This window comes from Oribacterium sp. NK2B42 (assembly GCF_000424445.1).
Classification (GTDB): Bacteria; Bacillota; Clostridia; order Lachnospirales; family Lachnospiraceae; genus Oribacterium.
In genome coordinates this window covers 101,718-119,089 of record NZ_AUJX01000003.1, presented here as the reverse complement: position 1 = coordinate 119,089, position 17,372 = coordinate 101,718, and the positions used below count along the sequence as shown (strand labels likewise).

The 17,372-nt window shown below is 43.0% G+C and carries 18 protein-coding genes and 3 pseudogenes; 1 reads left to right on the top strand and 20 read right to left on the bottom strand.

What is annotated here, in order from left to right:
- Positions 1–111: 111 nt before the first annotated feature.
- The 18 genes and pseudogenes from G625_RS0100615 to G625_RS17705 form a co-directional block, all read right to left on the bottom strand.
- Positions 112–1,743 (bottom strand): amidohydrolase, encoded by a 1,632-nt coding sequence (locus tag G625_RS0100615; RefSeq protein ID WP_029199559.1) that lies wholly within the window; start codon positions 1,741–1,743, stop codon positions 112–114.
- Between the two features lie 21 nt (positions 1,744–1,764).
- Positions 1,765–2,115: a hypothetical protein gene (locus G625_RS0100610; RefSeq protein WP_029199558.1), complete on the bottom strand. Its 351-nt coding sequence runs from the start codon at positions 2,113–2,115 to the stop codon at positions 1,765–1,767.
- Positions 2,116–2,512: 397 nt separating this feature from the next.
- Positions 2,513–3,133, bottom strand: a complete 621-nt coding sequence (locus tag G625_RS0100600) for a hypothetical protein (protein ID WP_029199557.1) — start codon at positions 3,131–3,133, stop codon at positions 2,513–2,515.
- 109 nt (positions 3,134–3,242) lie between these two features.
- Positions 3,243–3,347, bottom strand: a pseudogene (locus G625_RS23385) (radical SAM mobile pair protein B); the annotation flags it as partial.
- A gap of 31 nt (positions 3,348–3,378) precedes the next feature.
- The gene (locus tag G625_RS0100590; protein WP_029199555.1) at positions 3,379–4,047 is read right to left on the bottom strand and encodes an alpha/beta hydrolase; all 669 of its coding nucleotides are present in this window, start codon (positions 4,045–4,047) and stop codon (positions 3,379–3,381) included.
- Positions 4,048–4,628: 581 nt separating this feature from the next.
- A complete protein-coding gene (locus G625_RS0100580) occupies positions 4,629–5,375 on the bottom strand; it encodes a 5'-methylthioadenosine/adenosylhomocysteine nucleosidase (protein ID WP_044931096.1) in 747 nt (248 codons plus the stop codon).
- Positions 5,376–5,508: 133 nt separating this feature from the next.
- Complete coding sequence (locus G625_RS17740; RefSeq protein WP_242826561.1) at positions 5,509–6,246, bottom strand: IS110 family transposase; 738 nt, start codon at positions 6,244–6,246, stop codon at positions 5,509–5,511.
- Positions 6,243–6,527, bottom strand: a complete 285-nt coding sequence (locus tag G625_RS17735; protein ID WP_049895525.1) for a hypothetical protein — start codon at positions 6,525–6,527, stop codon at positions 6,243–6,245. Before G625_RS17735 ends, G625_RS17740 begins: the two co-directional genes overlap by 4 nt.
- A 59-nt stretch (positions 6,528–6,586) precedes the next feature.
- The gene (locus G625_RS0100565) at positions 6,587–7,150 is read right to left on the bottom strand and encodes a sugar O-acetyltransferase (RefSeq protein WP_029199554.1); all 564 of its coding nucleotides are present in this window, start codon (positions 7,148–7,150) and stop codon (positions 6,587–6,589) included.
- A gap of 145 nt (positions 7,151–7,295) precedes the next feature.
- A complete protein-coding gene (locus G625_RS0100560; RefSeq protein WP_029199553.1) occupies positions 7,296–7,664 on the bottom strand; it encodes a nuclear transport factor 2 family protein in 369 nt (122 codons plus the stop codon).
- 214 nt (positions 7,665–7,878) lie between these two features.
- Positions 7,879–8,640, bottom strand: coding sequence for a flavodoxin (locus tag G625_RS17730; protein WP_049895524.1), 762 nt, complete (start codon positions 8,638–8,640; stop codon positions 7,879–7,881).
- Positions 8,641–8,650: 10 nt separating this feature from the next.
- Positions 8,651–9,079 (bottom strand): aldo/keto reductase, encoded by a 429-nt coding sequence (locus G625_RS0100550; protein ID WP_029199552.1) that lies wholly within the window; start codon positions 9,077–9,079, stop codon positions 8,651–8,653.
- A 171-nt stretch (positions 9,080–9,250) separates the two neighbouring features.
- A complete protein-coding gene (locus tag G625_RS0100545) occupies positions 9,251–10,135 on the bottom strand; it encodes a LysR family transcriptional regulator (RefSeq protein WP_029199551.1) in 885 nt (294 codons plus the stop codon).
- Positions 10,136–10,236: 101 nt separating this feature from the next.
- Positions 10,237–10,713 carry an AlkZ-related protein gene (locus tag G625_RS17725; RefSeq protein ID WP_442852561.1) on the bottom strand — a complete coding sequence of 159 codons (477 nt, stop codon included), beginning with the start codon at positions 10,711–10,713 and terminating at the stop codon, positions 10,237–10,239.
- A 281-nt stretch (positions 10,714–10,994) separates the two neighbouring features.
- Positions 10,995–12,083 carry an aldo/keto reductase gene (locus G625_RS0100535; protein ID WP_029199550.1) on the bottom strand — a complete coding sequence of 363 codons (1,089 nt, stop codon included), beginning with the start codon at positions 12,081–12,083 and terminating at the stop codon, positions 10,995–10,997.
- 21 nt (positions 12,084–12,104) lie between these two features.
- Positions 12,105–13,208 (bottom strand): cyclophilin-like fold protein, encoded by a 1,104-nt coding sequence (locus G625_RS23240; RefSeq protein WP_330364923.1) that lies wholly within the window; start codon positions 13,206–13,208, stop codon positions 12,105–12,107.
- Positions 13,186–13,647, bottom strand: a pseudogene (locus tag G625_RS17710) (macro domain-containing protein); the annotation flags it as partial. The gene G625_RS23240 and the pseudogene G625_RS17710, both read right to left, overlap by 23 nt.
- 124 nt (positions 13,648–13,771) lie before the next feature.
- Positions 13,772–14,095, bottom strand: coding sequence for a tyrosine-type recombinase/integrase (locus G625_RS17705; RefSeq protein ID WP_029199549.1), 324 nt, complete (start codon positions 14,093–14,095; stop codon positions 13,772–13,774).
- 89 nt (positions 14,096–14,184) lie between these two features.
- Between G625_RS17705 and G625_RS17700 the strand changes: the two genes are divergently transcribed.
- The gene (locus G625_RS17700; protein ID WP_198014787.1) at positions 14,185–15,111 is read left to right on the top strand and encodes a hypothetical protein; all 927 of its coding nucleotides are present in this window, start codon (positions 14,185–14,187) and stop codon (positions 15,109–15,111) included.
- 423 nt (positions 15,112–15,534) lie between these two features.
- Here G625_RS17700 and G625_RS23380 read toward each other — a convergent pair whose 3' ends face one another.
- Both G625_RS23380 and G625_RS23375 read right to left on the bottom strand, forming a co-directional pair.
- Positions 15,535–16,098 carry a TerD family protein gene (locus tag G625_RS23380; RefSeq protein ID WP_242826568.1) on the bottom strand — a complete coding sequence of 188 codons (564 nt, stop codon included), beginning with the start codon at positions 16,096–16,098 and terminating at the stop codon, positions 15,535–15,537.
- Positions 16,099–16,104: 6 nt separating this feature from the next.
- Positions 16,105–17,364 (bottom strand): annotated as a pseudogene (locus G625_RS23375) (phage portal protein); the annotation flags it as partial.
- Positions 17,365–17,372 lie beyond the last annotated feature (8 nt).

Sequence of the window (17,372 nt, the reverse complement as noted above, 5' to 3'; positions counted from 1 at the left end):
TCTCTTCCCTGCAAAATAAACATCAGTCGGTTTGTTGTAACTGAAGTGTTGTATTCGGGATTTTGCATTCTTAATGATCTTATCTGCTTTCAAATTATTCTCCTTTCGCTGTCAAGCCTTATAGACCTCTTCCCCGTCCACAATGGTTGCTACAAGGTTTGCCTGTGCAACATTTTCAATATCGTCATGGAGGAAGTCGCAATCATAAACAGTCATATTGGCGATCTTGCCGAACTCGATGGAGCCCAGACGATGCTCCTGGTGCCAGGCGTACGCGACATTTATGGTCAGGGCACGCAGGGACTGTTCACGTGTGATCGCTTCCTTGACATTGAGCGGTAACGTTTCTATACCTAATGTCTTTGGCGCATTACGTGTTTCAGCCATGTAAATGCTGTTTCTGATACTGATGGACGGTGAAACAGGATAGTCCGAATGGAACACGGTACATGCGCCCGCATCAAAGAAGGACTTGATCGGGTATGAGTTTTCTGCCAGTTCCTTACCGACATAAGATTCCTCAATCTCATAGAAGCCCGGAATTTTCGCAGTCCACAGCGGAGGAACTGCCGGAATGGAGCGGGTTTGGCCCATGCGGCGGATATCCTCGTCAGTGACAAAGTGCAAATGAGCCAGAACATTGCGCTGATCCATATCACCGGTAATTTTTTCCGCGTCCTCGATGCAGCCCAGCATGAAATGGGTCGCGCCGCCGCCCTCGGAGTGAACGTGTACCGGAAGTCCCTCGGCATCTGCCGCTGTGATCAGCTCTACCATCTTGTCATGATCGTTGAAGCGTTCATTACCGTGGTAGCCCGGCTGATCGGCGTAATCCTGGTTCTGCCAGCCTGTGTGCGCTTCGGTCACACCATCTAAGAATGTCTTTACACCGACTACATGGAAGTATTCACCGCTGTATTTTGCGCGGGTCGCGGCGATGCGAGCGACCTCCGCCTTCGGATCCTCCGGATTGTCCGGACACATAAGATACGCATAGGTACGCAGCTTAAGCTTGCCCTCCTGCTCCAGCTCATAGAAAGCCTGAACAGCTATCTCATTGGTAACCTCCGTACCGGCATCGGCCACTGCTGTATAGCCGTTTGCAAGTGCCATATCCTGCCATGCGAGCAGATAGTCCTTGGCATTCTCGAGTGTAGTCGGGAGCTTGGGATACACTTCAAACACAGGTGCTTCACAGATGTAGCCGTCTGGTTCTCCGTTTTCATCCACGTGAACCAGATCGTAGCCCATTTTCTTTGCATAAGCCGCATCAATGCCCGCCCATTCCATCGCCTTTGTATTGAGCAGCATGGAGTGACCGCCGCCGGTCTGCATAAACAGCGGCTTATCGCTGCAGATCTCGTCCAGATACGCTTTGGAAACATATTCGTCATTTTCGGTCCACCCTGCTGCCAGGTAGAACTCACGCTGCGGATTCTTTTTTATGAAATCACTGATGATCTCCCGGTATTTGTCGTAGTCAGTTGGGATAACCTTGGCGAGATTAGCCTGCCCGATCGCGCGGTCGCCTGCCAGGTAACAGTGGCAGTGGGATTCCAGAAAACCGGGATAGATGAAGTTCTCACCGTAATCCAATACCTGGGCATCTGCACCGGCAAGCTTTTTTACTTCCTCCGCATCACCGATGTAGGCGAACACGCCGTCCTTAACAAGTGCCGCTTTTGCAGTAGGCCTCTTTTTATCCATGGTGATGATGTTGCCGAGAACAATTGTCTGTTTCATCTGTAAAACCTCCTCATAATGTTAATTTACTTTCTTTCCTGCAAAATACACATCAGCCGGTTTATTATAGCTGAAGCCCTCATGCTCTGCCATAAAGTCAAGTATACCCTGTTTGCCTTCACTAAAAATCGGTACGCCCAGCTCGGCATACTCAAAAGCAGCCGCCATGGTGACATGTACATGGCTGTCAATGATGCCGGGCATAATAAACTTCCCATCGAGATCCGTGCTCTCTCTCTCATAAGCCGAGAGCCCGTCTTCATCGCCCACATATACAAATTTGCTATCCTTTACCGCAAGGGCTGTAGCCCGCAGGGCTTTCGTGTTCGATGTAAAGATTTTTGCGTTTCTTATGATTATGTCTGCCTTCATAGCGCATCCTTTCATTAAACCAAAAAATATACAGTCATTGTACTTAAATAAATGTTAAAAATCCGTTAAAACATAAAAGTGATGAGGGTGCATTAACAGTCTTAAGTTATTAAGACTGTTAATGCACCCTCACCAAAACCAAAAAGAGGTTATCTATTTGCCTGGTTTTAACAGATTGTTTCCATGCACCCAGTCATACTGGGACATATAAGCACCATAATAAAGATTCACGGCACCCGGCTTTCCGTCAAGATAGTCAAAATAGTCACACCGTACCTTTTTTCTGTCGATTCCCAGCACTCCCCATCCCTGGATCGATCTTTATCAGCCTCATCTTCATTTCCTTTGACACATACCTTTCGGATTTATACTATATTTACGTAAAAATGACAGTTCTTTACTGCTGCGAAAGACAGAGGCTGTTATCTTCGTCCTCTATAAACTCCACCTTTATGCTTGCAATTCTCCCTGCGCCGATCCTTTGGTCCCGATAGTCCCCTCTTTCGATAAAAATATATCTGACAAAAGAATCCGCAAACAACCAGAATAACACATAGAAAAATTCCTGTGGAATATCATCAAGGTATTTTCCAATTAATGCAAGGAGAATGCCTGAGATCACGGTACCAATCACCATTTCTCCAAAAACGAGCCGATGATGTCTGTTCTCCTGTATAATCTTGCCAAGTTCATAGTCTCCGTCCGAAGTGATCGTGTCAACAATGATCTTTTTTTGATCCTCGGTAAACTTTGACCCGTATATCTCAAGAACGATAGGATACTTTGTCGGAATACACTCAATAAAATCAGTAATATAATCCGAAAACTCAGAGTTAAGGCTCACACAATCCCTAATGCTGTATTTGCATATGATATCTTCCATATTCTGTACATAACATGGAATATAAGCTATCCCCTCTTCAAGAACCTCCTTATTCAAACGATGCTTCAGGAATGACTTTTTATTCAGAAATTTTTTTATGGTATTATCCGTTTTCATCTTTTCTTTTCTATCCAAGGCTTATATCACCACTTCCTTATTTGCCTTGAGAATAGCACAGAGATGCTGATTTTTCCACAAAAATTCACGATTTCTAATGGTTATCCTGCTTTCCGCCACCGGAATCGCCCCTAAGATTAAGATTTTCAAGCCACACAAGATTGCATCTTTCCTTTGCCCTGTCAATAATTGCCTCAACATCGGTAATTCCTGGAAAGATTGGCGAAATAAAATAACCATTTCATTCTCCAAATAATCATCTGTCACAAAATCCAAGCGATTCCCTTAGCAAGCCGAATATCAGCATCCTTAAAGTGATTTCCCGGATTCAACTCAAAAACCGTATCTATACCGCTGCCTTTGTAATGCTCATAAATCTCTTTCGTTTTATCTTCAACCGTGCCAAGCAGATTATTTCTTGTTCGTGCCTCTTTATCTCCAAGAGAGAAATATATCCTGTCAGGTTTTTTTACAAAATCATTTTTACTGGCATATTCCACAAAATCAGGAAACCACATGGACCCCGATGCACTTACGACTCTTGAAAATATATCCGTCTTATACAGGCTATAGACAGCAAACAACCCAGCCAGAGAATAACCAGATATAGCTATATATTCAGGTTCTACAGCAAGTTCCTTCTTTATTGCCGGGATAATTGTGCCTGTCAGATTTACAAGATACTCATCTGCACCCCCTGTACATGGGATGTCATTTTTACTTAAAGGCGGACATTCCCACGGAGACATCTCATTATCCCAATTAATGTCACTGATGACAGCAAGATTCACTTTCTTTTCTGTCATTGAGCAAAGCGCACTGTAAATGCTGCTACCGTTTCCCTGAAATGTGTTAATAATCACAAGCGGAGCAGCCTCATCTCTGTCACCATATAAATAAACATGCTTTCCCTCAGCTATCATTTCCTTCATTTATCCTCTTTTGCTTCATATATCTCTTGTTTTCACTAAAGTAAGTGCCTGTTATGCACCATCCAGAAGCTGTATCTTCTGAATCTTGCCTGTATTTTTTACCAGCAAATCATGGTTTACAACCCATTCCGTTGTGTTCCATTAACAGTTTTCTTTCTTTTACATGGGGCTTTGACAGGTTCCGTTACATTCCTCAGAAAGCGGTTAGATAAGGGTCATACCGTCCTTATCCTAATCTGTCCGTCTCGCGTCGGAATGCGTCGTCATGTGTCAAAATAGTCCGTCATTTACTGGATTTTAACGTTGGAAAGGTCACGGATTCAGCGTCTGTCTGTCCCCGATTATTCACGATTATACTACTCAAATCGACCACTTCACTTCCGATTATTTCCGACCACTCAGGTCGATTTTCAGTTAAAAACAGGTCATTTCCAATCTGTGTGGTCAGGCGAATGCCGTCCCACTTTCTAAAACAAATTGTCCAGCTTGCTTGCCAAGCCTTCAAATGTTTCCTGCTCCTTTTCTTCTGTTGCCTCCGCATAGATGTCCATAATAGATTTTTTTTGTTTTGAGATTATGCGTTACTTGCTTGTAACCATGTAATGCACGATGGATGCGCATCTTGCCGCTGCTTCTTTTTCAAAGGTGGGATAATCCACTGTGGCAGAGCCGTCCGCCTTATCTGAAATGGCTCTGATGATAACAAAGGGCACATTGTTCTGGTAGCAGATCTGAGCTATTGCTCCGCCTTCCATCTCACAGCACAGTCCTCCAAACTCAGATGTGATATTATTTTTTTGCTCATCTGATGAGATGAACTGATCTCCCGTGCAGACTCTGCCCTCAAAAACATTAACTTCCGGTGCACATTCTCTGATAGCGCTGACGGCATTTGCCCTCATGGGCTCATCTGCCGGCAAAGAGACAGAGCCTATTCCATTAAGTTCTCCCTTTTGATTCCCTATGGCAGTCAGGTCAAAGTCGTGCTGCACCGCATCGGTTGACACTACAAAATCTCCAATATCTATCGAAGCATCAAGTGAGCCTGCCACACCGGTATTAATAATCCTGTCCACACCAAAACTCGTAATAAGAACCTGAGCGCAAGCCCCCGCATTAACCTTACCTATTCCGCACTTAACGATAACTACATCCTCTCCGTCAAGATTTCCTTCATAGAACTCCATCCGGCCAATATCTGTTACCTTTACGTTTTCCAGTTCCTGCTTAAGGGTATCCACTTCCTCATCCATAGCTCCGATAATTCCGGTTTTTACCGATGACTTAGCCTTTTCCCCGCATCCTATGAGTATGCAGCCAAGTACCATTGCAATTACTACAGACATCAGAGTAATACTTCTTTTTCTCAAATTTAATCACCTCGTTTCCATTATCATTGAGAGTCAGGGTACAGCCCCTTTTCTATTTTACTATATATTCTTGAATTTTAAATTCAAGAATTCATACTTCAATAACCTTACCTCTTACAGTTACATCCTCTATAGCAGATATTAATTTACTCTTTTCTCTATCTGTTATTAGGTATATCTTATACTTCTCAACATCTTTATAAATCCCACATGTGATATATGTCTCTACAAAATCCTCAAGATCTTGTTCTAAGATTATGTCAAAGTGCCAGAAACGCTCCACAAAATCACTCAGCTTATCCTTTCCACTGCCTTCGTCCCAACTGTTGAACAGTTTCTTTATACCAGGCATTGTATAATCCAGAATATGTATTAATTCCTGCAATGCTTTTACATGAATTTCCATGGAGTATCGGTATCGACGGCCCAGGAGCTTGAGCTCGGCATAAACTTCTTCATCTCCCGAATGCCTTTGAAGCTTGAACCATTTTTCTATGCCATAATTAGCAATCATGGTGGAGTTCAACTTGTCCGTCTTTGCACCTCTGATGTTATTGTCCTTTGCAAATTCTTTCATCGCAAAAGGATTGACCACAGACACGAAATACCCATTCTCTTCAAGGAAAGTCATCATGGGTAAGTGATAAATACCAGTGGCTTCCATTACCACCCGTATTTCACCATCCAATTTCCTCAGTAAGTCATCAAGGCCTTCAAGTTCCTTCTCTACATGGAGCACTTCAAATGGGCTGCATACAATCTCTCCATAAGGTTTAAGAATACAGACTGTACTTTTTCCTTTTGAAACATCAATTCCAACGCTTATCATCCTATCGTGATTCCACCCCTGGCCATGGCAAGCAGATTTGAATTGATCATCACATTTTTACCCATCTTTATTCGGTCAAGACAGGCTCCCTGGATCGGTGCAGCTACATATGCCCCTTCCCCAAGATTATCTCCAAACAATTCTTTCAGAATCTGTTGATATTCATCTGTCATTGGCATCGTATGATTCAGCTTAAACGCAAGCTGTGCCAGTCTCTTGCCCTCTTCATAATTCTTTGAATCCGGTATACGCAGATCCACTATTTCTTCTTCACAAATCATTCTTTGTCACCTCTATCTTTTTCCATCATTCAAATAATTCCTCAGCGGTCAAATGTTGCTTATTTCTTTTCTATCATCTTCACTACTCTGGCAGGGTTCCCTACCGCAACCGCATTATCCGGGATATCCTTGGTTACAATACTGCCTGTTCCTACAATGGCATTTTCTCCGATGGTGACACCAGGCAGGATATTTACTCTTGCTCCGATCCACGCATTCCTTTTGATATGGATCTTCTTTGTCATGATCACACGGATATTTTCAGGCTCATGATTTACCGTAAAAAGTCCGACTTCCGGTCCAAGCATCACGCCATCCTCAATTTCAATGCCGCCAAGGCTCATGACGGTAAGTCCGTGATTTGCAAAGACATTCTTTCCAAGTTTTAAGCAGTTGGCAAGATCAACCTGAAACGGTGGTGTAAAGAAGGTTCCATCCTTTATCTGCCCATCAAGCAGCTCATTCTCCAGCTCAACGATCTTTTCTCTATCCTTTGGCGGTGTTGCATTGATCTCAAAACAAAGCTGTCTGCAGCGATCTATCTCGCCATGGGCTTCTCTTTGATAATCCTCATCACGGATATCTATTGCCTCTCCACTGTGCAATCTTTCAAATACATTCATTTAAAATCTTCTCCTTGAACTCTCTTTTATTCCAATACTCTGATCTCAATGGTCCCAGGTGCTTCCTGCAGAGTGTTTTCAATGCCCCCGGATATTTGAATAATAAATGATCAGGTTCTTTGCCATTTTCCCATCCTCCTAAGATTTAATATGTTGATGCTACACTACGTGTAATCTTCCACTCGCCACTTATCTTCTTAAGGCTGCATTTTTGCTGAAGATGCCAGTTCGATCTTCCACCGCCAAATACAGCTGCGGCCACATAAGACTGTCCGGTAAGAACTGCCGTGTCACCACTTATTTCTATCGGCATATGCTCATGCTCTGCACTGAAATAGTTCAGCGTCCCGTTCATAACAGCTTTTATAAAAGCATCCTTTGACTGTCTCATCCCAGTCATATGAACAAGCACAAAGGAATCATCCAATACCTCATCCAGGATTTTCTCATCCTTTTTAATCATTCCTTCGTACATCTTTTTATAAATATTTACGATCATTTCCTTATCTTCCATCTCTTGTCACCACCTTTATCGTCAGTATAGAAAAACCACCGGAAATCATCAATTCGATTTTCGGCGGTTTTTGATAAGTATTACTTATGCGAATTATTTTTCCGGCTGCAAAGATCCGTAATAGTAGGATGCCGTTTCCTTATATCCTCTTACCATCTGCGATGTTCATATCAGGATAAGTTTCCTTAAGTTCTTTTATGCTATTGTGATTGTTTTAGTATCCAAATTCTGTAAGCCATCCGCTAACCTTTTCTTTTACTGCAGTCTGATCATTCTGGGCATCCGTACCTTCTATGGCAAGTCCTGTACCCACTGTACTGTCAGGTAATGCTTTTGAGAGCTTACTGTCAAATCCCGAAAGCCCGCTTCCGGCATGTGTGGAAAATGGAATCAATGTCTTACCTGTCAGTGCATCCGCATTCTCTTCAAAGAATGTGTACATGATCATCGGCCAGTCGCCCCACCATACTGGTGCCCCTACAAAAATGGTGTCATATCCGCTTAAATCCGGCACGGCATCTCTTATGGCAGGTCTGGCATTATCATTCTGTTCCTGCTTGGCTATGTCCGTTAATTCTTCATAGGTATATGGATAATAATCCTCCTCCGGAAGCACTTCATAAGAATCAGCTCCGGTTAAGTCAACGATCATATCAGCAACGATTGCTGTATTTCCCTTGTCAATCACACCAACACTATACTGCTCTCCTGTTCTGGAGAAATACACGACCAGAGCATTTGAACCTCCCTTCGTCATTTCCTCATCACTGTTATCTGCCGCATCATTGCTTTTACTCTCATCGACAGTATTCACAGGCTGCCCTGCTTCACTCTCAATAGTATCAGTACTTTCAGGCTGTTCCGTGTCCTCTTTTACAACCTGCTCGCTTTTTGATGTTGCACTGTCCGTAACGCCGCATCCACCTAGAGCAAACATAAATAGTAATGCAGAAAATAATATTGCTAATCTTTTCATTCAAACCTCCTTATGATCTGTCCGTCAGTCTTTCTGTCGCTTCCGAATATCTTGCTCCAATGACGGTATGTCCATCAAGGATCCTGTCAATGTGATCCGTCTTAAGACGCTTTAGCGATGCATCCATAGCTTTTCTGATCGTCCCGGGTCTTGAATCAAGTCCCATGATTTTTCCGTCTTGGATGTCCCATCCAAACTTGGTGGCGATTTTCACCTGATCTCTCACGGGAGCAAGTGCCTCTCCAACAAGTTCTTCGTTTTCTCCTGCAGCATATGCTTCCGAAGTATCAAAAAAGGTCTGCCCCATCTCCACTGCACGGCGGAGGAATCTGATTCCCTCCTCTTTCTTGGGAAACGGAGGATAGCTTTGGGACAATCCAATACATCCAAGACCAATTGCAGATACTTCTAAATCTTTTCCCAAAATACGTTTTATCATACTCACCTATCTTTTCTGACCGTATACCGGCATCTCAAGTTTATCCAGTAATTCATCGAGTTCTGTTAGGAATGCTCCTTATATCCGCATGTTTTCTTAATAATAAAAAAACCATCAAAAATCATCAATTCGATTTTCGACGGTTTTCAATAAGTTAAACTTATGCGATATCTATGAAAGCCTTTTTCGAAGCATTTCTGCGAACTCCTCAATGTAATAGCCCGTTCTTGCTTCCTGCCAGAATATACAATACTTTCTCGTCACACGACGGTTCTTTCTAAATAGTGGTATCCTTTTTATTGCGCCCGAAACCTCCGGCAGTTTTCCCACAGCCTCTACCGGAAGAAATCCTCTGTTGCCCGTTACCATGAGTCTTGCTTCTTCCTGTGTCTCGGCAAAGATAAAATCGCTGTTAAACCCTAATATGTTTCTATAATATTCCGCTTCTGTATCACGCTGCTCCTTAGACGACACGATAATGCAGGACAACTTGGAAAGATCACCCACTTCCAGCCTCTCCGCTGATGAGAGACCGTTACGCTCTGAAATCTCAATGATACACTCGGCATTCTTAAGTTCCATATTTACATAGTCATCCGAAAATGCCCTGCGCTGATCATTCAATGCCATATCAAGTTCACCTGAAACAAGACCATGATACAGCTCTTCATGGGTTCCGCTACGCACGGATATATTGACCTCCGGATAAACGGAAGAAAACTCAGCAATGGCCTCTGACAGTTCCGGCCCGGCATATAAACTGATATATCCGATATGAAGATTCATCTCCTGATCACTGCCAAGCCTCACTGTCTCTGTCTTAATAGCTTCCAGATCACTAAGAAGTGCCTTACTTTTTCTATAGAAATATTCTCCCGCAGTTGTCACGGAAAAACTGCGTTTTTTCCTCTCTATCAGCTTAACACCCAGTTCTTTTTCCAAAGAATTCAATGCCTGAGATATAGCTGACTGGGAGATGAAGTTTTTCTCAGCTGCCTCAGTGAAGCTGTTCTCGTCTATTATAGATAGAAAGTATCGCATTTGTTTTAGCAGCAAATTTATCCCTCACTTTCTGTCAGAACTATCCAGTATCTTCATTAACTACTTATAATTCGTGATAATAAGGACAGATGTTTTCATATTGTCCATCCTTAATCTCACCCTTTAAGCAACAGCCTTAGCTCCTCTTCATCCATCTTCGGCAAAGCTTTTTTGATATGTTTTATAATCCTGGCAAAAGATTCCTCCGGGCTTCTCTTATATGCCGACCGACAAAGCTTATCTCCCCAGAAGTTCTCTGCAGTATCGTACCGGCAGTTGCCACAACCATACTCGTCACCGTTTTTGCGCTTGCTGTATTCATAATTCACCGGAACAACATAGGTTTCCATCTGAAGTCTGGTGATCACTGTTTCAAATCCTTTATTTCCATCCTTCTTGTAATTTAGGTTATCCTTGATATCCCTCGTCAACATAGCCCCGGCACCGGTAATATAGTCCACAACACCCTTATCTTTATAGGATGCAAGACCATCATCGAACCTGGCATCAAAATCATATCCATCCCGCCTATAATTGCAGAAGTCCGGCCACAGCTTAAGGCTTATAAAGCCTGCCTTCTTCTTACTGCATATGATCCCAGTCCAGTTTCATAAAGCGTATTCCGGTCATCAACATACCCGCAGCGATTATCACACTACACATCATTGCCGGAGGATAAACTGTCAAGGTTAAAACAAGACCTATGACTTTTATGCCAACATCTATTCACAACAATAATCTTCTTTTCTGCATGACTTCCACAGGCTTCTTGTTTTCTTCATTCTCATTCTGTAAAACCATGCTCAATCCTTCTTAATAATGCAACCCTTTCTTCCAATATTTTCTTGACTGCAAAACTTCACACAGCTGCATGTTAAAAAAAACTCCGTATCTCCTGCATCCTGCTCATCTGATCCACCGAGAACGGGCATCTATTGTTACAATGACCGCAGCTGACGCAATCAGCGGCATTCTTTTCAAGTGCCATGTAATGCTCTCTTGCCATATCATCGCCAATACGTGCCAGATCATAGAACTTATTGACCGCACCTATATCTATCCCTGCCGGACAAGGCTCACAGTGATTGCAATATACACATTTGCCGCTTGCTTCCGGAGGTGCAAAAGTTCCGATAATACTATAATCAAGCTCTTCATCAGACTTCTCATAGTATTCCAAAAGAGCATCTATCTCTGCTACGCTCTGCGCTCCTGGCAATACAGTAAGGATCCCCGGCTTATCAAGCGCATATTTTATGCACTGATACTGTGTAAGTGCCTTTCCGAAGGGCGATGTCTTATCACTTAATAGCTGTCCTCCGGAGAAAGGCTTCATAACTGATATGCCTACACCCAGCTTTTCACATCTCTTATATACATCTGCTCTCTCATCCACGCCGCCATAAGCATACTCACCGTGGTTATAGTCATATGCGGGATTGACCGAGAACATCAGCATATCTATGAGATCTGTATCCAGAATCTCCTGTATTACGGAAGGTGTATGGGATGATGCCCCCATATGCTTCACCACACCCTGGTCTCTCATATCCAAGAGATACTGAAGGATGCCGTTCTTCTGATACTTCTCCCAATCCTTTGACTCATCCTGACAATGAATAAAGCCGTAATTGATATAGTCGGTCTTTAGATCCTTCAACTGCTTATCAACTGACCTCTTTACGGTATCAAGGTTAAGAGCCCATCCATAAGTGCCTTTAGAATAATCAGCACCAAAATGGATCTGATACATCACTTCATCCCTTACATCAGACAGAGCCTCACTCAAAATGGCAAATGCTGCTCCGTCTCCTGCGGCAAGGTCATAATAGTTGATTCCACTCTCATAGGCATGTCTGACAGTCTTTACAGCTTCTGACCTTTCAGCCTCTGCGATGTAAGCAGTCCCCATGCCAATCTCACTGATCTTATCTCCGGTTCTTCTGTTCTCTCTGTATTTCATCCGACACCTCTTATCTGTTCCCTATTCGAGAGTAATTTCCACATCACCATTTTCCAGTAAATCGGTTAATTCCTCTTGTGTCATGTCGATATGGCCAAGCCTCGTATATGCCCAGGCGTTTGATCCATAAAAGACTACAATCTGGTCCCCGGAATACAGGACGATATCTCCATATCCGGTCGTGATCTGTTCATCATTTCTCGGCAGGCTTTCACCAAGGGAACCAACCTGCTCAAATCCACCATACATAGACATCTTCACAGTCAGCGGACACAGTTCCTTCAATGCTTCTACCGACTCATTTTCTTCCCATTCAACCGGGTATTCTTCACCATCAATCATTAAGATCATACTTTCACCCGCATCTCCATTTATATCTTTTACAGACAGCAGCTCAATCTGTACATTAAGCTCATCATCCACTGTCACTCTGTATTTGTGGTCAAGATTATCGGCTATCGGTGACCTTTCCTCTATAACCAGCGTCGTCTCACCCGGTTTTATTCCGGTAAAAGTTATGATCTTATCAAAACCGGAGCCTGTCATTTCCCCGTGATCTGAGCTATGATATTTCACCTCAGTTTCGTAAGAAACAATGCCTTCGTCAGCGATCAATACATTAAAATCGGGGCCGCCTCCGTCAAAGGACTCAAAACTGAGTTTTGCTTTCTCACCATCGGAATTATCACTTGCCTCTTCCGTAACGATTTCTCCGGTCCAATGCTCTATTCCGCCAAACTCATAGACATTCACATATCCCATGTCTGCCAGCTTTTGAGATGCTTCCTTACTTCTCCTTCCGGTACGGCAATAAACCAGTATTATCTGATTTTTGTTCGGCAACTCTTCCGGCGGAGTGTCGGTAATACTCTCATTCGGAATCAGGATTGCTCCTGGAATGTGACCTTGTGCGTATTCATCAGCTCTGCGCACATCAACAATTACATGTCCATCGTCATCTTTCATCATAAGCTTGGCTTCATCCTGTGATATACTGACATACGCAGGTTTATATACCATGCCGTCACCATCCAGTTTCTGCATCCCGCATCCAAATAACAAAAACATCACTGAAACTCCCAACAGGATTGATAAAATCCTGCTAATTCTTCTTGAACTCTTCATACTCTTGCTCCGCTTCCTTCATCTCCGCAGCTGTAAAAGCACACAGCTTTACATCCACATCATATTCCGGATAATCAGATGTAAATTTCCTATATGCTCTCAGGCACTGTTTCGTGGACTCTGCCACCGGATTATTCAGTGATCCGCCAAATATCCCGGAACTGATGAGCGGAAACGATATGCTGTGATATCCGTTATCCTTCAGCACCACCAGCGAGTTATAATATGCATCAAACAGTTCCTTGAAAGCCGTCGGTGTTACAGCAAAATTCGGACCTACCGCATGAATGATTGCCTTGGCATTGGTCATTTTAAAAGCAGGGGTAATAACAGCATCGCCATCGTTGAGAGGGGTTTTATACTTGCTACAAGCCTCTGTCAGCTCTGCTCTTCCGGCTTTACTGAAGATTACTCCACATATTCCACAGCCTGCCCAAAGACCATCATTTGCTTATCCGAATATTCGTATAAGCAAATTTATCAGAATAGTTTACTTATCCGCATCTTTTTCTGGGAAATCAGATATCAACCTGTTTCCCAGAGAAAAGATGTACATAATAATCTTACCTAATTCCACAGAGCTTTGCCAGTTCTTCATCGTTTTCCCATAAGGGTTTTTTATTGTTGTCCGTCTCTACAGATGCTCCATATTCCATTTGCTCTCTCAGAAGTTCAACAGAAGGAATTGCATAGGACTTTCTTGTAGTCTTAGTGCTGACATGTCCAAGAATTACCGCTATTGTCTCAATAGGGATCCTATCACGATACATTCTGGTTGCCCTTGTTCGTCTCATGTGAGGATACACGCTATCTGGCAAGTCCGGATGGTCACATCTGATTTTATCAGCATATTTTTTTATGATGCGCTCCACATTTCTTTCTGACATTCTTCCGACTTCACCTTTTATCACCGTATATATAAATGGCCTATTTTGTTTTCTTAAATCCTTATGGAAAACGCGGCTTCAGGAAGATATTGACGAATGCATTAGAATCGCAAAACCTACGAGGACTTTTTGCTCCTTATCAAAGAAAAGGCTATACAGTTAACGGTGAAAAAATCGGTGATACTCACTCAAAATACATAAAGTTCACTGCCCCAGGCCAAGAGCGATCTGTGCGTGGCAGCTTCCGCAATTTTGGAGCCGGTTATACAAAAGAGGAAATAAAGGACAGGATTGAAAATCCGCAGAAATGGCAGAACAAAGAACAAGCCACCCAAGATGCATCATCTTCAAAAGCCGAAGAAAACACTGAGGCTCCAAAGCAGAAGTCAAGAATAAAGATACCAAAGAAAGATATCCTCACCCGTACCAGTGCAAGCAGAACGCTCATAGATACCTCTGGAGAAAAATTTCAAAACAGTCCCGGTCTGCAACACTGGGCTTCCGTCAAAAACCTCAAGACTGACGCAGCCAGCTATGCCACCGCAGATAATCTTTCTCAGCTTCAGAAGCAAATTGATAAAAAGACAGCTGAGGCAAAATCTGCCCGTACCGAGCTTGTAGAGCTGGAGCATAAAATGAAAAAAGTCTCCGAACTGCTCCTATATGCGGAACAGTACAGAGACAATAAACCGTATCAAGAAAAATACAAGAAGTCCAAAGATCCAGACAGATACCTCCGTATGCACGAAACACAGCTCATCTTATATGATGGTGTTGAGCGTATGCTTCGAAAGATGGGAATTGATCCCCAATCTTTCAACCCATCAGAGATACGTGCTGACTATGAAGCTATGCAGGCTCGCAAAAGTACACTTAAAAAAACATATAATGCTGCTGAAAAAGACATGAGATCCCTTCAACAGAATATGATAAATGTTGAACAATACATTGATCAACGCAAGCAACATGAAAGCATAAAAAACACATTAAACAGCGATAACTTATCAAAAACATAAAATGGTTCTTTACTGTCAATCACTCTCTTGATAAAATACTGTTAGTTATAGCTAACCAGTTTTATTCATAGAAAGCATAGGCTATTCGAAAGGATGATTTTACAAAATGCCTTATTAAAAGAAAAGTAACCAACTTAATAATGATATGTGTTGTTATCGTCTCTATATTGCTTTCGCTATCTTAATTTTTATCGTTTGTAAACAGCCTATATATTAATCCTGGAAGAAACATCACACCAAAAAGGACAAAAAACACTCCCGTAATGTAATTCTAGCAATCATGGTTATTGCTTCTTTCGCTATCGGAATTAGTTTGATAGTAATAAAGCCTTCCTTTTGAATTATCACAGAAGCAACAACTACCATTGTCCCAATAAGTGCTCTTATCATTCTTTACGAGACTAAATTTCGGAATGTCACCCCTTAATTCAAAATAGATGCCAAAATATCTTTCTTTTCCTTAATGCCATTTAACCCAACCATGTCTGGTTCAAAACAAAAATCGTCTGATTCATGATAAATCTTTCCAATCTTAATAGCTCTATCCCCAGCACCAATAAAGTCATCTCTATAGATTTCTTCGTTATCTCTGCTAATTATAACAGATATCATAGATATTTTCCCTATTTTCAATTGTTTTTTATTCTTCAGTGTATCTAGAGTTAAAATAATTCTCTCATCTTCTGACAAAGCATCTATCTGAATATCTATCTGCTCCGCTTCACCACCGATATTCATATTATCGCCATGATGTACAATAGCATTATCCTTTACAGATGGATGATCATATGTTGCACCATCTAAGTATTCAACCTTATCTCCTCGGGTCTTTACCACAAATGCTGATACATCACAATCAACCGCAGTATTGTCTTTCGATAAAACACCTGCTATCAAACCTCCTGCCCTTTGATGCTCATACTCGTTCCAGTCAATACATATAGATACAATACCTTTCTTACCAAGTGGTACCTTTTTGTTATTCATATAATCCTCCCCTTTTCCGTCCGCCGCAAAAATCCCGGCATCCTCCAGCTTCGTCATATTTCCATTGATCAGGTACAGATCGCCACCCTGCTCAGCCGGTATCCTGTCCAGGTTCTCCAGCTCACGGATGTCATTGGCGGACATCCAGCCGTTCTGTCTGGCTGTCGCATAGCCGTTCATCCTGCTCTGGTAATCACCATGGAGCAAACCGTCCACATTGAACTTGAAGAAATACTTTTTCTTCTCATCCGGAGTCAGCAAGGCTCTCACCATCGCCTGCTCCCAGCGGCTTACCCAGGGATCCAGCGTATACTTCACAAACTCCAAGCTCTGCTGCTCAATGTTGTTGAAACTGGACTTCTCCAAGTCACCGATCATATGAGGCGGCAAACGGAAGATCCTTGCGATCTCATCAATCTGGAACTTCCTTGTCTCCAGGAACTGAGCCTGCTCAGGACTAATACTGATAGGCGTATATTTCATGCCTTCTTCCAAAACAGCAATCTTATTGGCATTGCCGCTTCCTCCGAAGGTCGCCTGCCAGCTTTCCCTCACCTTGCTCGGATCCTTGATGGTTCCCGGATGCTCCAACACACCGGAAGGAGCCGCACCGTTCGCAAAGAACTTGCTGCCATACTCTTCCGTAGCGATTGCCAGACCAATCGCATTCTTGGCCATAGCAATCGGACTATAGCCAACCAGACCATCGAACCCTAATCCCGGAATGTGCAGCACATCATGAGGCTGAAGCCTTACCGTCCATCCAACCTTATTGGTGCCTTTCCTTCCGTCCACATCGTCCGAATCATAGACCGTGTATTCGTAATAGAGCCGTCCGTGCTCATCACGGTCCACTTTCATCCGATCCGACATCAGCGGATACAGAGCCACGACTTCACCCTTGCCATTGCGGATGATATGACTGTAAGCATTGCCCCACAGCAAAAGGTGTGTCATCAGAGTCTCCCGGAATATGAATGAAGTCATCTCTGGATTCGGCTCATCATGGAGCAAAAAATAAAGCGGATGTTCCACCGCTTTCTCCTTACCGCCATCATCGGTATATCTGTAAAATTGTAATGGCAGGCTCGCCACCGCCTCCGACAGGATCCTCACGCAGCAATAAACCGCCGTCATCTGCATCGCAGATCGTTCCGTCACGTACTTACCGCTCGCAGTACCTCCCAGAAAGAAGCTGTAGCTGCTTCATGCTGTCCTGTCCGTGGGCTTATCCCTGCTCCGAAATAAACCGCTCAGTATTCCCATCGCAATTC

What these genes read in the sequence shown, in the direction of transcription:
- G625_RS23240 (WP_330364923.1), bottom strand. Translation starts at nt 13,208, where the DNA reads ATGAAGAGTTCAAGAAGAATTAGCAGGATTTTATCAATCCTGTTGGGA.
- G625_RS0100535 (WP_029199550.1), bottom strand. Translation starts at nt 12,083, where the DNA reads ATGAAATACAGAGAGAACAGAAGAACCGGAGATAAGATCAGTGAGATT.
- G625_RS0100550 (WP_029199552.1), bottom strand. Translation starts at nt 9,079, where the DNA reads ATGATAAAACGTATTTTGGGAAAAGATTTAGAAGTATCTGCAATTGGT.
- G625_RS23380 (WP_242826568.1), bottom strand. Translation starts at nt 16,098, where the DNA reads ATGAATAACAAAAAGGTACCACTTGGTAAGAAAGGTATTGTATCTATA.
- G625_RS17705 (WP_029199549.1), bottom strand. Translation starts at nt 14,095, where the DNA reads ATGTCAGAAAGAAATGTGGAGCGCATCATAAAAAAATATGCTGATAAA.
- G625_RS0100560 (WP_029199553.1), bottom strand. Translation starts at nt 7,664, where the DNA reads ATGGAAGATAAGGAAATGATCGTAAATATTTATAAAAAGATGTACGAA.
- G625_RS17735 (WP_049895525.1), bottom strand. Translation starts at nt 6,527, where the DNA reads ATGATTTGTGAAGAAGAAATAGTGGATCTGCGTATACCGGATTCAAAG.
- G625_RS0100565 (WP_029199554.1), bottom strand. Translation starts at nt 7,150, where the DNA reads ATGAATGTATTTGAAAGATTGCACAGTGGAGAGGCAATAGATATCCGT.
- G625_RS17740 (WP_242826561.1), bottom strand. Translation starts at nt 6,246, where the DNA reads ATGATAAGCGTTGGAATTGATGTTTCAAAAGGAAAAAGTACAGTCTGT.
- G625_RS0100590 (WP_029199555.1), bottom strand. Translation starts at nt 4,047, where the DNA reads ATGAAGGAAATGATAGCTGAGGGAAAGCATGTTTATTTATATGGTGAC.
- G625_RS0100615 (WP_029199559.1), bottom strand. Translation starts at nt 1,743, where the DNA reads ATGAAACAGACAATTGTTCTCGGCAACATCATCACCATGGATAAAAAG.
- G625_RS17730 (WP_049895524.1), bottom strand. Translation starts at nt 8,640, where the DNA reads ATGAAAAGATTAGCAATATTATTTTCTGCATTACTATTTATGTTTGCT.
- G625_RS0100610 (WP_029199558.1), bottom strand. Translation starts at nt 2,115, where the DNA reads ATGAAGGCAGACATAATCATAAGAAACGCAAAAATCTTTACATCGAAC.
- G625_RS0100580 (WP_044931096.1), bottom strand. Translation starts at nt 5,375, where the DNA reads ATGGTACTTGGCTGCATACTCATAGGATGCGGGGAAAAGGCTAAGTCA.